Raw genomic sequence first — 13920 nt, 5'->3', positions numbered from 1 at the left:
ATCAGGATGGCCCGGATCAGTACGACTTGGGGAGGCCCAGGGACTGGTGGGACACGAAGTTGAGGATCATCTCGCGGCTGACCGGGGCGATCCGGGCCACCCGCGCGGCCGTGACCAGGCGGGCGAGGCCGAACTCCTTGGTGAGCCCGTTGCCGCCGAGGGTGTGGACGGCCTGGTCGACCGCCCGTACGCAGGCTTCGGCGGCCGCGTACTTGGCCATGTTGGCGGCCTCGCCCGCGCCCATGTCGTCGCCCGCGTCGTACAGCGCCGCGGCCTTGCGCATCATGAGTCCGGCCAGTTCCAGCTCGATGTGGGCCTGCGCGAGGGGGTGGGCGATGGCCTGGTGGGCGCCGATCGGCGTCTTCCAGACCTGGCGCTCCTTGGCGTACGTCACCGCCCGCGCGAGGGCGTGGCGGCCCATGCCGATCGCGAAGGCCGCGGTCATGATCCGCTCGGGGTTGAGCCCGGCGAAGAGCTGGAGCAGGCCCGCGTCCTCGTCGCCGACGAGGGCCTCGGCGGGCAGGTGCACGTCGTCGAGGGTGAGCTCGAACTGCTTCTCCTCCGCGGCCAGTTCCATCTCGATCTGCCGGCGGCCGAAGCCCGGGGTGTCGCGCGGGACGACGAACAGACAGGGCTTCAGGTTGCCGGTGCGGGCGTCGGAGGTCCGGCCCACGATGAGGGTCGCGTCGGCGATGTCGACGCCCGAGACGAAGACCTTGCGCCCGTTGAGGACCCAGCCGTCCTCGGTGCGGGTGGCGGTGGTGGTGATGCGGTGGGAGTTGGAGCCGGCGTCGGGCTCGGTGATGCCGAAGGCCATGGTGCGGCTGCCGTCGGCCAGGCCGGGGAGCCAGGCGCGCTTCTGCTGCTCGGTGCCGAAGCGGGCGATCACCGTGCCGCAGATGGCGGGCGAGACCACCATCATCAGCAGCGGGGCGCCGGCCGCGCCCGCCTCCTCCAGGACGATGGACAGCTCGGCCATGCCGCCGCCCCCGCCGCCGTACTCCTCGGGCAGGTTCACCCCCAGGTAGCCGAGCTTGCCCGCCTCGGCCCACAGGGCCGCCCGGTCGAAGCCGGGGCCGTGGCGGTGGCCGAGGGCGGAGACGGCGGCGCGGAGCGCGGTGTGTTCCGGGGACTCGATCAGGCTGCTGCTCATAGGGAGTCTTCCTCCTGTGCTTCGGTCGGTACGTCGGCCGTTTCCGCGGGCCGTACGACGGCGAGCAGGGCACCGACCTCGACCTGGCGGCCGGGGGCGGCGTGGAGCGCGGTGAGCGTGCCGGAGGCGGGTGCGACGACCCGGTGTTCCATCTTCATGGCCTCCAGCCAGAGCAGGGGCTGCCCCGCCTCGACCCGGTCGCCGACGGCCAGGCCCTCGGCGACGCGGACGACACTGCCGGGCATGGGCGCGAGCAGGGAGCCGGGGGCGGTCTGTTCGCGCGGGTCGGGGAAGCGGGGGGCGGCGGTGAGGCGGTGGCGGCCGACGAAGACCGTGTCGCCGTACCGGGCGACGTCGAAGTGGCGTACCACCGCGTCGACTTCGAGGCTCACCCGGTCGGGTGCGACGGACACCGCGCGGATCCCGGGCGGGGCGGTCACCTCGTGGCCGCCGTCGCGGGTGGGGCGGTAGCGGACCTCGTGGGTGCCGTGCCCCGCGTACGTGCGGAGCTCGTCCTGCGAGCGGACGTTGCGCCAGCCCCCGCCGAAGCGGCTGCGGCCCGTGGCCGCCGCGGCGAGCGCGGCGGCCACGGCGGCCTGCTCCTCCCCGGCGGGCGGCTCGGTCAGGGCGGGCAGGTGCCGCTCGTAGAAGCCGGTGCCGAGCCGGTCCGGGTCGGTGAAGTCCGGGTGGCGCAGGGAGGCCACCAGCAGGTCGCGGTTGGTGGCGGGGCCGTGCAGGCGGGCCCGCTCCAGGGCGTGGGCGAGCTTGCGGATGGCCTCGGCGCGGGTGGGGGCGTGGGCGACGACCTTGGCGAGCATGGCGTCGTAGTGGACGCCGACGGTGTCGCCGGACGCGTAGCCGGTGTCGACCCGCAGACCGGGCCCGGTCGGCACGTCGAAGGCGTGCAGCAGGCCCGTCTGCGGAGTCCAGCCGCCCGCCGGGTCCTCGGCGTAGAGGCGGGCCTCGACGGCGTGGCCGCGGGGGGCCGGGGGCTCGGGCGGGAGGGCGGCCCCCTCGGCGACGGCGAGCTGGAGGGCGACCAGGTCGATGCCGTGGATCTCCTCGGTGACCGGGTGCTCGACCTGGAGGCGGGTGTTCATCTCCAGGAAGTGCGCGACGGGGGTCCCGCCCGCCCGAGCGGAGCCGGCAACGTGGGGGCCGCCGGCGACCAGGAACTCGACCGTGCCGGCGCCCGTGTAGCCGACGGACCTCGCGGCGGAGGCGGCGGCCGCGTACAGGGAGTCGAGCAGCTCCGCCGGGAGGTCGGGGGCCGGGGCCTCCTCGACGACCTTCTGGTGCCGGCGCTGGAGGGAGCAGTCGCGGGTGCCGAGCGTCCACACCGTGCCGTGGGTGTCGGCGAGGATCTGCACCTCGACGTGCCGGCCGTCCTCGACGTACGGCTCGACGAACACCTCGCCGTCGCCGAACGCGCTCAGCGCCTCCGCCGACGCGGCCGCCAACGCGGCCGGCAGCGCGTGCAGTTCCCGTACGACGCGCATACCGCGGCCGCCGCCGCCCGCCGCCGCCTTCACCAGGACGGGCAGGTCGGCCTCGGTGACGTCACGGGCCGCGAGCGGCGGGATGCCGAGGAGCTCCTTCGCACGGGTCTTGGAGGCCATCGCCTCGATGGCGGCCGGCGGGGGGCCGATCCACACGAGGCCGGCCTCGGTCACCGCCTCCGCGAATTCCTTCCTCTCGGAGAGGAACCCATAGCCGGGGTGGATCGCGTCCGCGCCCGCCGCGAGCGCCGCCTTCACCACGAGGTCACCGCGCAGATACGTCTCCGCGGGCGTCGCCCCCGGCAGCCGCACGGCCACGTCGGCCTCCCGTACGTGCAGGGCGCCGGCGTCCGCGTCGGAGTACACCGCGACGGTCGCGATGCCCAGCTCGCGGCAGGTGCGGAAGACCCGGCAGGCGATCTCGCCCCGGTTCGCCACAAGGACAGTCGAAATCACCAGAGGCCTCACATTCGGAAGACGCCGAAGCCGCCGCGCGCGCCCTCGACCGGTGCGTTGTGGATCGCGGACAGGCAGAGCCCGAGCACGGTGCGGGTGTCGCGCGGGTCGATGACGCCGTCGTCGTAGAGCCGCCCCGAGAGGAACAGGGGCAGCGACTCCGCCTCGATCTGCGCCTCGACGAACGCCCGCATGCCGGCGTCCTGCTCCTCGTCGTACGGCTGCCCCTTCGCCTCCGCCGAGGCGCGCGCCACGATCGACAGCACGCCCGCGAGCTGCTGCGGGCCCATCACGGCCGACTTGGCGCTCGGCCAGGCGAAGAGGAAGCGGGGGTCGTAGGCCCGGCCGCACATGCCGTAGTGCCCGGCGCCGTACGACGCACCCATGAGGACGGACAGGTGCGGGACCTTCGAGTTGGCCACCGCGTTGATCATCATGGCGCCGTGTTTGATGATGCCGCCCTGCTCGTACTCCTTGCCGACCATGTAGCCGGTGGTGTTGTGCAGGAACAGCAACGGGACGTCCCGCTGGTTGGCCAGCTGGATGAACTGCGCCGCCTTCTGCGACTCGGCGCTGAACAGCACGCCCTGCGCGTTGGCGAGGACGCCGACCGGATAGCCGTGCAGCTGGGCCCAGCCCGTCACCAGGCTCGGCCCGTACAGCGGCTTGAACTCGTCGAAGTCGGAACCGTCGACGATCCGGGCGATCACCTCGCGCGGGTCGAAGGGGGTCTTCAGATCACCGGGGACGATCCCGAGGAGCTCCTCCTCGTCGTACTTCGGCGGCAGAGCCGGCGACGGCTCGGGGTGCGCCCTGCGGTGGTTGAGGCGGGCGACGATCCGGCGGGCCTGGCGCAGGGCGTCGGCCTCGTCGACGGCGTAGTGGTCGGCGAGGCCGGAGACCCGGGCGTGCATCTCCGCCCCGCCGAGCGACTCGTCGTCGCTCTCCTCGCCGGTCGCCATCTTCACCAGCGGCGGCCCGCCGAGGAAGACCTTGGAACGCTCCTTGATCATCACGGTGTGGTCGGACATGCCGGGCACGTACGCCCCGCCGGCCGTCGAGTTGCCGAAGACGACCGCCACGGTGGGGATGCCGGCGGCGGACAGCCGGGTGAGGTCGCGGAAGAGCGCGCCGCCGGGGATGAAGATCTCCTTCTGCGAGGGCAGGTCCGCGCCGCCGGACTCGACGAGCGAGATGACCGGGAGCCGGTTGGCGAACGCGATCTCGTTGGCCCGCAGCGCCTTCTTCAGCGTCCAGGGGTTGGAAGCGCCGCCGCGCACGGTCGGGTCGTTGGCGGTGATCAGGCACTCGACGCCCTCGACGAGACCGATGCCGGTGACGAGCGAGGCGCCCACCGGGTAGTCGCTGCCCCAGGCGGCGAGCGGGGACAGCTCGAGGAACGGGGTGTCCCGGTCGACGAGCAGCTCGATCCGCTCACGGGCGAGCAGCTTTCCGCGCCCGCGGTGCCGTTCGGTGTACTTCTCGCCGCCGCCCGCGCACGCCTTGGCGTGGTCGGCGTCGAGCGCGGCGAGCTTCTCCAGCATCGCGGAGCGGTGGCGCGCGTAGTCGGGTCCGCCGGTGTCGAGGGCGGAGGCGAGGACGGTCACAGGAGTTCCTCCGGTAGGTCCACGTGCCGGGAGCGGAGCCATTCGCCGAGTCCCTTGGCCTGCGGGTCGAACCGGGCCTGCGAGGCGACGCCCTCGCCGAGCAGCCCGGTCACGGTGAAGTTGACGGCCCGGAGACCGGGCAGCAGGTGCCGCTCGACCGGCAGTTCCTTCGTCTCGGGAAGCAACTGCCGGAAGAGGTCGACGGTGAGCGAGTGCGCGAGCCAGCGCCAGGCCGGGTCGCCCTGGACCCACACCCCGACGTTGGCGTCCCCGCCCTTGTCGCCGCTGCGGGCTCCCGCGATCCGGCCGAGCGGCGCCCGCCGGGTGGGCCCCGGCGGCAGCGGGGCGGGCAGCGGCGGCTCCGGTACGGGTTCGAGGACGCGGCTGTCCGGCGGTACGGGGACGGCGACGCGGGTCCCGTCGGGCAGCACCGCCGTGTGCGGGACCTCGCCGACGGGCACGTACGCCGTCTCGAAGACCCCGTAGGGGGCGCCCTTCCCGGGCGGGGCGGTGACGTGGAAGCCGGGGTAGCTCGCCAGGGCCAGCTCGATCGCCGCGCCGGACAGGGCCCGCCCGACGGCCTCGGGGTCCCGGTCCCGGACGACGAGCCGCAGCAGGGCGCTCGCGGTCTCCTCGGTGCCGGCATCCTCGCGATCGGTACGGGACAGCTCCCAACGGACCTGCTCGGGGCGGGACTTCGGTCCGCGCCCGAGGGCGTCCTCGACCTGGTCGCGGACGAGCTCCGCCTTGGCCTCGATGTCGAGGCCCGTCAGGACGAAGACGACCTCGTTGCGGAAGCCGCCCAGCCGGCAGAGCCCCGCCTTCAGGGTCGGTGGCGGCGCCTCGCCCCGTACGCCGTCGATCCTGACCCGGTCGGGGCCGTCCTGCGTGAGCCGCACGGTGTCGAGCCGCGCGGTGACGTCGGGCCCCGCGTAGCGCGCGCCGGCCGTCTCGTACAGCAGCTGCGCGGTGACGGTCCCGGTGTCGACGACGCCGCCGGTGCCGGGGTGCTTGGTGACGACCGCGGTGCCGTCCTCGTGGATCTCCGCGAGCGGAAAGCCCGGGCGGCGCAGGACCTTGGGGTCGTGGGCGGTGAAGAAGGAGTAGTTGCCTCCGGTGGCCTGGGTGCCGCACTCCAGGACGTGCCCGGCGACGACGGCGCCCGCGAGCCGGTCGTACTCCTCGGGCCCCCAGCCGAAGAACCACTGCGCGGGCCCGCTGACCAGGGCGGCGTCGGTGACCCGGCCGGTGACGACGACGTCGGCGCCCGCCTTGAGGCAGGCGGCGATGCCGGCGCCGCCGAGATAGGCGTTGGCGGCGAGCACGCCGTCCGGGGCCGGCAGCCGGTCGCCCTCGACATGGGCGATCCGGGCCGGGACGCCGACCCGGTCGGCCAGGGCGCGCAGGGCGTCGGCGAGCCCGGCCGGGTTGAGCCCGCCGGCGTTGGCGACGATCCGCACCCCGCGCTCGTGCGCGAGCCCGAGCCCCTCCTCCATCTGGCGCAGGAAGGTCTTGGCGTAGCCGGTGGAGGGGTCCTTGAGGAGGTCGCGCCCGAGGATGAGCATGGTCAGCTCGGCGAGGTAGTCCCCGGTGAGCACGTCGAGGCCGCGGTGGGAGCCGGGGGCGGGCCCGGGGGCGGAGGGGGAGCCGGGGCCGGAGGGGGAGTCGGGGCCGGTGGCGGGGTCGCCGCCGGTGAGCATCTCGCGGAGGGCGTCGAAGCGGTCGCCGTAGAAGCCGGAGGCGTTGCCGATACGGAGGGTCCTCATCGGCCGGCCGCCTCGGAGCCATCGCTCCCCTCGGAGGGATCGTGCCCCCCGGAGTCACCTCCGGAGGGATCGTTCCCCTCGGAGCGGAACACCCCTTCCACCCGTTCCGCCCCTTCCGCCCCCTCAACGCCCTCCGCCCGCCCCGCCCCGGCGGCCTTGGGCGGGCGGCCCTGGCCCGCCGGGCCCGCGAAGGCCTGGGCGAGGGTGAGCCACCGCTCTGCTTCCTCTCCGAGTGCAACGAGGGCCGTATCGGCGACATGGACCCGCTGCGTGACCACCAGGCAGAAGTCCAGGGCGGGCCCGCGGACCACCTGGCGCGCGTTCTCGGGGCCGTACGTCCACAGCTCGCCCTGGGGAGCGGTGAGTTCGAGGCGGAAGGGCTCGGCGGGTGGGGTGAGGCCCCGGGCCAGGTAGGCGTAGTCGCGGGCGCGCAGACCGATCCAGGCCACGTGCCGCAGCCGCGCCGTGGGGGCGCGGACGACCCCGAGGGCGTCGGCGACGTCCTGGCCGTGCGCCCAGGTCTCCATGAGCCGGGCGGTGGCGAGGGAGTTGGCGCTCATGGCGGGCCCGTACCAGGGGAACCGGGTGCCGGGCGGGGCCTCGCGCAGGACGCGGTGGAGCTGTTCGCGGCCCTCCCGCCAGCGGGCGAGGAGCACGGCGGGAGGCAGGGCCGCGCCCTCCTCGGCGCCCTCGTCGACGAAGGCGTCGGGCGCGGCCAGCGCCTTCGCCGACTCGGCGGCGAAGGCGTCCGGGTCGGTGGCGGCGAGCAGCGCGGCCCGGTCGGTCCAGGCGAGGTGGGCGATCTGGTGGGCGACCGTCCAGCGGGGCGCGGGCGTCGGCGCGGCCCACCCTTCGGCATCCAACTCCCCCACCAGGGAGTCGACTTCCTCGCTCTCGGCACGCAGGTCGTCGAGGACGGTGACAGGGTCGGACACGGAGCGCTCCCCTCGGGGACGGCGGTCACGGGCGGGTGCACGGGTGGGTGCACGGGCCTGTGGACGGGCGTGCGTGTTGCGGAGGAGCATGGCAGGACCCCTGGAAACAATCAAGCACGCTTGCATGATTTTTGCGCCCGGAACGGCGAGGCCCCGGAAACGTCCCCGGGTGGCTACAACCCTTCACCCCGCCGGGTCGTCCAACGGTGCACACCCGGTATTCGGCCAGACAGGAGCACTCCCATGCGGTTCGAACGTGCGCTCGTGGACGCCGGGGCGGCGGCGCTGCTCCTCGGCACCCTCGGCGCGCTCGCCACCGCCCCCGCGTACGCAGCGGACCCGGCGCCCGTCGACGCGGTGACGACGCTCCGCGCGGAGCCCAAGGACCTGGCGCCGGGGCGCACGCTGCAGCTGAGCCTGGTGACGGACGTCGTCGCCGGGACGGTGCCGAAGCTGGCGAGCACGATCAGCCTGCCGCCCGGCGTCACGTACCTCAGGCCCGAGCCCGGCGACCTCGAGTACACCAGGTGCCTTCCGTCGCCCGGCGGGCGCTCGGTGACCTGCCGTTCCCTGGACGCCCCGCACCGGCACGTCTGGGAGCAGTTGACGGTCAAGGTCGGCGAGGGGGTGGCCGTCGGTACGGAGCTGACGTTCACGGCGACGACCGACATCGGCGACGCGGTCGACGCCAAGCCCGAGAACAACACCGCGTCGGCGGCGGTGAAGGTGGGCACGGGCCCCGATCTGGGCATCACGTGGAAGGCCCCCTCGGGCGGCGTGCGCGTGGGCCGGGACGTGCCCGTGGACCTCGTGATCACCAACCACGGGCCCGGTACGGTCAAGGCCGCCGTCGCCCGGTTCTCCACCGGCTGGAAGTACCTGCCGACGACCGACGACAAGCGCTGCTGGTGGGACCCCGGCACGGCCGTCTGCGAGACGTACGAACCGCTCGCGCCGGGCGAGAGCGTCTCGTTCACGTTCACCTGGAACTTCCCGGAGAAGGCGGCGGGCACCACCTACCGCGGCTCCGCGGGGCTGATGTCGGCCGACCCGCTCGACCCGGTGCAGGCGAACGACGAGGCGGAGCTGGTGCTCAGGGTCCCGAAGGCGACGGCCCCGACGCCCACGCCCACACCCAAGCCCACGCCCACGCCGACCGGGACACCGCCGAAGCCTGCCCCGACCCCGACCCCGACCCCGACCGCTTCGACCGCCGCCCCCGCCCCCGCTCCGGCCACCCAGTCGGGCGGCGGCGCGCTGGCGGACACGGGCTCCGGCCCGCTCGGCGCCCTCGCCGGGACGGCGGCGGCCCTGACCGGCGCGGGCGTCCTGCTCGCCCGTGCCCGGCGCAGGCGCGGCTAGGCGGTGACGCGGCGGGGCCTGGGCACCAGTTCCCCGCCGCAGTTGGGACAGACGTCCTGCATCTCGTCGGCGCAGGGCACGCAGAAGCTGCACTCGTAGGAGCAGATGCGGGCGGGGCCGTCGGGGGTCAGGGGGGTCGTCTCGCAGCGTTCGCAGATCTCGCGCATGTCCAGTGCCATGCCCCCATCCTGCGGAAGGCCCGCGGGCCGGGAAACCGTCCGCGGGCCAAAGATCAACAAAATCAGGCCGCCGTGGCCGACCTCTTCGCCTGGGTCCGCACCGCGCCCATGCTCGCGGCGATGACGAGGGCGATGGCGAGGGCGTCCGTCGCGCCGAGGGCCTGGTGCAGGACGAGGAAGCCCGCGGTGGCGGCGATGGCCGGTTCCAGACTCATGAGGATCGCGAAGGTGGGGGCCGGGAGGCGGCGCAGGGCGAGCAGTTCGAGGGTGTACGGGAGCACCGAGGACATCAGGGCGACGGCCAGGCCGAGTCCGATGGTCGACGGTACGAGGAGCCGGTCGCCGGCCTCGACGATGCCGAAGGGCAGGCTGATGACCGCGCCGACGCCCATGGCGAGCGCGAGCCCGTCGGCCTGCGGGAAGCGGCGGCCGGTGCGGGCGCTGAAGACGATGTAGCCGGCCCACATCGCGCCCGCGGCGAGGGCGAAGGCGGCGCCGGCCGGGTCGAGCCGGTCGAAGCCGCCGCCGCTGAGCAGGACCACTCCGGCGAGGGCCAGACCGGCCCAGAGCAGGTTGGCCAGGTGGCGGGAGGCGACGACGGAGAGGGCGAGCGGGCCGAGCACTTCCAGGGTGACGGCGGCACCGAGCGGGATCCGGTCGACGGCCAGGTAGAACAGGATGTTCATGCCGGACATCGCGGCGCCGAAGGCGAGGACGGTGCCCCAGTCGGCGCGGCTGTAGCCGCGGACGCGGGGCCGGCAGACGACCAGCAGGACGGCCGCGGCGAGCACGAGCCGCAGGGTGACGACGCCGAGGGCGCCGGCGCGCGGCATGAGCAGCACGGCGACGGCGGAGCCGAACTGCACGGAGAGCCCGCCGGCGACGACGAGGGCGACCGGCCCGAGCCGGGAGGCCCGGGCCCCGGGAACGGGCGCGGGGGCGGGGGCGGGGGCGGGGCCGGTCGCGGGGGCGGGCACGTGCGCGGGCACGGGCGCTCCGGTGACCGCCGGGCCGGCGGTGGGTGCGGCTGTGTCCTTGACCGGGCTGTCCACCGGCGCGCTCCTTGCAGACGATCACGAGTCCATTACTCTGAACCAACCAGTCCAGAGTAATGGACCGGACCCCCAGGCTCCACTCCTCACGCTACGAGCCGCCGCGCGCCGCGTGAAATGCCGATCGGGCTGCGGTTATGCTCCGCACGCATGAGCCGGTCCCCCCTTGAGCTCCGCCACCTGCGCTGCTTCCTCGCCATCGCGGAGGAAGGCACCCTCACCCGTGCCGCCGCCCGCCTCCACCTCACCCAGCCGGCCGTCTCCCGCACCCTCGCCGCCCTGGAGCGGCAACTCGGCGCCCGGCTGGTGGACCGCTCCACCCACCACCTCGCCCTCACTCCCGAGGGGCGGGCCTTCCACGACCGGGCCGCGGCGGCCGTCACCGCCTTCGACGCGGCCGTCGACCCGGAGCTGCTCCGCCGGCGCCCCCTGCGCCTGGGCCACGCCTGGTCGGCCTTCGGCCCGTACACGACGCCGCTGCTGCGCCGCTGGCAGACGGCGCACCCCGAGACCCCGCTCGAACTCCTCCGGGTCGACGACCGCACGGCCGGACTGCTGCGCGGCGAGGTGGACGCGGCGCTGCTGCGGGGGCCGGTGGAGATCCCGGGCCTGGCGACCGAGGAGCTGCTCACCGAGGACCGGGTGGCGGCGGTCCCGGCGGACAGCCCGCTGGCCGCCCGCCCGACGCTGACCCTGGCGGAGCTGGCGGCCGAGACCGCGATCCTGAACCCGGTCTCGGGCACGACCACCCTCGACCTCTGGCCGGCCGCCGCCCGCCCCCGCACGACCGTGACCGTCGCCAACACCGACGACTGGCTCACCACGATCGCCGCCGCCCGCGGCATCGGCGTCACCTCCGCCTCGACGGCGACCCTGCACCCGCACCCGGGCGTCGCCTACCGCCCCCTGACCGACGCCCCACCGGTCCCGGTCCTGCTGGCCTGGCGGGACGCCGACCGGCATCCGGCGGTGGGCGCCCTGGTGGAGCTGGCGCGGGAGATCGCCCGGGAGGGCTGAAAGCGTCCGGGCGACCGTCGATCCGTCACCCCTCCGCGGGGTCCTCCAGCGCCTCGGCGAGGACCTCCGCCAGGTGCCGGGCCCGGTGGCCCGGGGACATGTGGGCGATCTGGGTGCGGCAGGAGAATCCGTCGGCGAGGACGACCGCGTGCGGCGGGGCCGCGCGCAGGGCGGGCAACAGCTGGTCCTCGGCGCAGGCGGCGGAGACCCGCTCGTGGCCGGGCTCGAAGCCGAAGTTCCCGGCGAGGCCGCAGCAGCCGCCCGCCAGTTCCCCCTCCAGGCCCGCCCGGCGGCGCAGCGCCCGGTCCGCCGCGTCGCCCAGGACCGCGTGCTGGTGGCAGTGGGTCTGGCCGGTGACGGGGCGGGCGGCCCGGGGCGGCGCCCAGTCGGGGGCGAGCTCCCCCAGGGCCTCGGCGAAGGTGCGGACGGAGGAGGCGAGGAGCGCGGCCCGCGGGTCGTCCGGGAGGAGTTCGGGCAGGTCGGAGCGGAGGGCGGCGGCGCAGGAGGGTTCCAGGACGACCACCGGGCCCAGGGAGGCGAGGGCCGCGCCTTCCGGGGCGGGGGCGGCCAGGGGCACGGCCCCCGGGGCGGGGGTGCGGGCCGCGTCGCCCGGGCCCGCGCCCACCATCACGTCCAGCGTCCTGCGCATCACCTTCCGCGCCGCCTCCAGCCGTCCCGCCGACACGTACGTCAGCCCGCAGCAGACCCGGCCGGGCGGCAGCGTGACGCCCAGTCCCGCGGCCTCCAGGACGCGGACGGCCGCGCGGCCGACCTGCGGGGAGAGGTGGTCCGTGAAGGTGTCGGGCCAGAGGGTCAGCGCCGGGGGCCGGTCCGAGGCGCGCTCGCCGAACCAGGACGTGAAGGACCGCCCCGCCACCCTCGGCATGGGCCGCTCCGGTGTGACGCCCGCGAGCCGGGCCGCGAACGGCAGGCGCATCGCCGCGTTCAGGGCGGGCCCGAAGTGGTCGAGGAGGCGCGGCAGGCCCCCCATCGTCCAGTGGGAGCGGGGGCGCGCCCAGGGGCGCCCCGCGTAATGGGCTTCCAGGAAGCGGGACTTGTACGCGGCCATGTCGACGCCCGCCGGGCAGTCGCTGCGACAGCCCTTGCAGGACAGGCACAGGTCGAGCGCCTCGCGGACCTCCTCCGAGCGCGGCCCGTCCGTGATGACCTCGCCGAGCGCCATCTCGTGGAGCAGCCGGGCCCGGCCGCGCGTGGAGTGCTGCTCCTCGCCCGTCGCACGGTACGAGGGGCACATCACCGACGGCCCGGAACTCGGGCCTTCGGTACGGCACTTGGCCACGCCCACGCAGCGGGCGACCTCGCGGCCCAGGCCGACGACGGGAAGCCCCCGGAAGCGCAGCCCCGTGTCCAGCGGCTCCGGCCTGACCAGCATGCCCGGGTTGAGCCCGCCCGCCGGGTCCCACAGGTCCTTCACGGCCCCGAACAGGCCGACGAGCTCCTCCCCGTACATCCGCGACAGCAGCTCGGCCCGGGCCTTGCCGTCGCCGTGCTCGCCCGACAGGGAGCCGCCGTGCGCGACCACCAGCTCGGCCGCCGCCTCCGAGAAGCGGCGGAAGTGCCGCACCCCCTCGTCCGTGTACAGGTCGAAGTCGATGCGCACATGGACGCAGCCGTCGCCGAAGTGCCCGTACGGGGTGCCCCGGAGCCCGAATTCCTTCAGCAGCGAGCGGAATTCGCGCAGATACGCCCCGAGCCGCGCCGGCGGCACCGCGCAGTCCTCCCAGCCGGGCCAGGCCTCTCCCCCGTCCGGCATCCGGGTCGCGGTCCCCGCCGCGTCCTCCCGGATCCGCCAGAGCGCCCGCTGCCCGGCCGGGTCCGTGACCACCAGCGCGTCCAGGGCGTCCGCGGAGCGGGCGAGGGCGGCGGCGGCCCCGGCCCCGTCGACCTCCACGAACAGCCAGGCCCCGCCCCGCGGCAGCCCCTCGCCCCCGCCGCGCACGAGGTCGGCGGCCATCCCCTCCACGGTCAGCGGACGGTGTGCGAGAAGCCCCGCCGCGGCGTCGGCCGCCGCGCTCTCGTCCGGGTAGCCGAGCACCACCAGGGCCGGTTCCGCCGGGAGCGGGACCAACCGGACCTCCGCCTCCGTCACCACGCCCAGCGTGCCCTCGCTGCCGCAGAAGAAGCGGGCCACGTCCGTCCCGCGCTCCGGCAGCAGCGCGTCCAGGGCGTAGCCGGAGATCCGGCGGGGCAGCCCGGCCGGGTAACCGGTGCGCAGCAGCGCCAGGTTGCGGCCGACCAGTTCGCGCAGTCCGGCCGGCGCGCCCTGCCCGTCCCTGCCCAGGCGCAGCCGTTCGCCCCCGTACGTCACGACGTCGAGGCCGCGGACGTTGTCGGCGGTCGTCCCCCAGGCCACCGAGTGCGAGCCGCACGCGTTGTTGCCGATCATTCCGCCGAGCGTGCAGCGGCTGTGCGTGGACGGGTCGGGGCCGAAGGTCAGGCCGTGCGGGCGGGCGGCCTCCCGCAGCCGGTCGAGGACGAGGCCGGGCTGGACGACGGCGGTGCGCGCCTCGGGGTCGAGGGAGACGACCGCGCGCAGATGCCGGGTGAGGTCGAGCACGACACCCGTTCCGGTGGCCTGTCCGGCGATGGAGGTGCCCCCGCCCCGGGGGACGACCGGCACCCCGTGGGTCCGGCAGACGTCGAGCGCCGCCGCCACGTCGTCGGCGTCCCGCGGGGCGACCACGCCGAGCGGGACGCGCCGGTAGTTCGAGGCGTCCATCGAGGTCAGGGCGCGTGCGGTGGTCGAGAAGTCGACGTCGCCCGCCACCGCAGCGCGCAGGGCGTCCGCCAGTTCCGCCCTCGCGCGTTCGTGTGATCCCACGACTACAGAATGTCTCAGTCCTCGTCTCATCGGGCGGACATGCCTCAACCTC

General features: G+C 75.2%; 9 protein-coding genes and 1 pseudogene. 2 read left to right on the top strand and 8 right to left on the bottom strand.

Translation table 11 applies throughout. The features are described 5' to 3' along the window. Positions 1-16 precede the first annotated feature (16 nt). From ACH414_RS15380 to ACH414_RS15360, 5 genes and pseudogenes are all read right to left on the bottom strand, one after another. Positions 17-1153: an acyl-CoA dehydrogenase family protein gene (locus tag ACH414_RS15380; RefSeq protein WP_382532851.1), complete on the bottom strand. Its 1137-nt coding sequence runs from the start codon at positions 1151-1153 to the stop codon at positions 17-19. Continuing rightward, a complete protein-coding gene (locus tag ACH414_RS15375) occupies positions 1150-3108 on the bottom strand; it encodes a biotin carboxylase N-terminal domain-containing protein (protein ID WP_398942101.1) in 1959 nt (652 codons plus the stop codon). The genes ACH414_RS15380 and ACH414_RS15375 overlap by 4 nt, the downstream gene beginning before the upstream one ends. Before the next feature lie 8 nt (positions 3109-3116). After that, a complete protein-coding gene (locus tag ACH414_RS15370) occupies positions 3117-4715 on the bottom strand; it encodes an acyl-CoA carboxylase subunit beta (protein ID WP_398942099.1) in 1599 nt (532 codons plus the stop codon). Further along, positions 4712-6481, bottom strand: a complete 1770-nt coding sequence (locus ACH414_RS15365) for an acyclic terpene utilization AtuA family protein (RefSeq protein WP_398942097.1) — start codon at positions 6479-6481, stop codon at positions 4712-4714. Before ACH414_RS15365 ends, ACH414_RS15370 begins: the two co-directional genes overlap by 4 nt. Positions 6482-6624: 143 nt before the next feature. Beyond that, positions 6625-7416 (bottom strand): annotated as a pseudogene (locus ACH414_RS15360) (TIGR03084 family metal-binding protein); the annotation flags it as partial. 243 nt (positions 7417-7659) lie between these two features. Between ACH414_RS15360 and ACH414_RS15355 the strand changes: the two are divergent. Next, positions 7660-8778 (top strand): hypothetical protein, encoded by a 1119-nt coding sequence (locus ACH414_RS15355; protein WP_398942095.1) that lies wholly within the window; start codon positions 7660-7662, stop codon positions 8776-8778. Here the strand turns inward: ACH414_RS15355 and ACH414_RS15350 are convergent. Beyond that, entirely contained in the window at positions 8775-8957 is a 183-nt protein-coding gene (locus tag ACH414_RS15350) for a DUF1272 domain-containing protein (protein WP_382532861.1), read from the bottom strand. The two genes, ACH414_RS15355 and ACH414_RS15350, sit on opposite strands and share 4 nt — an antisense overlap. Positions 8958-9019: 62 nt before the next feature. Next, positions 9020-9946: a DMT family transporter gene (locus ACH414_RS15345; RefSeq protein WP_391769404.1), complete on the bottom strand. Its 927-nt coding sequence runs from the start codon at positions 9944-9946 to the stop codon at positions 9020-9022. 180 nt (positions 9947-10126) lie between these two features. Here ACH414_RS15345 and ACH414_RS15340 point away from each other — a divergent pair, with 180 nt between their 5' ends. Continuing rightward, complete coding sequence (locus tag ACH414_RS15340) at positions 10127-11026, top strand: LysR family transcriptional regulator (RefSeq protein ID WP_398942092.1); 900 nt, start codon at positions 10127-10129, stop codon at positions 11024-11026. 25 nt (positions 11027-11051) lie between these two features. Here ACH414_RS15340 and ACH414_RS15335 read toward each other — a convergent pair whose 3' ends face one another. Continuing rightward, complete coding sequence (locus ACH414_RS15335) at positions 11052-13898, bottom strand: FAD-binding and (Fe-S)-binding domain-containing protein (RefSeq protein ID WP_398942090.1); 2847 nt, start codon at positions 13896-13898, stop codon at positions 11052-11054. Between the last annotated feature and the right edge of the window lie 22 nt (positions 13899-13920).

Source organism: Streptomyces sp. NPDC020422 (genome assembly GCF_044386705.1).
In the GTDB taxonomy this organism is placed as follows: Bacteria; Actinomycetota; Actinomycetes; order Streptomycetales; family Streptomycetaceae; genus Streptomyces.
The sequence above is the reverse complement of the archived record's forward strand: the minus strand, read 5'-3'. Positions and strand labels throughout refer to the sequence as shown.

Bases quoted from the DNA above. Each gene is read 5' to 3' on its own strand.
- ACH414_RS15380 (WP_382532851.1), bottom strand. From the start codon at position 1,153: ATGAGCAGCAGCCTGATCGAGTCCCCGGAACACACCGCGCTCCGCGCC.
- ACH414_RS15365 (WP_398942097.1), bottom strand. From the start codon at position 6,481: ATGAGGACCCTCCGTATCGGCAACGCCTCCGGCTTCTACGGCGACCGC.
- ACH414_RS15355 (WP_398942095.1), top strand. From the start codon at position 7,660: ATGCGGTTCGAACGTGCGCTCGTGGACGCCGGGGCGGCGGCGCTGCTC.
- ACH414_RS15350 (WP_382532861.1), bottom strand. From the start codon at position 8,957: ATGGCACTGGACATGCGCGAGATCTGCGAACGCTGCGAGACGACCCCC.
- ACH414_RS15340 (WP_398942092.1), top strand. From the start codon at position 10,127: ATGCCGATCGGGCTGCGGTTATGCTCCGCACGCATGAGCCGGTCCCCC.
- ACH414_RS15335 (WP_398942090.1), bottom strand. From the start codon at position 13,898: ATGAGACGAGGACTGAGACATTCTGTAGTCGTGGGATCACACGAACGC.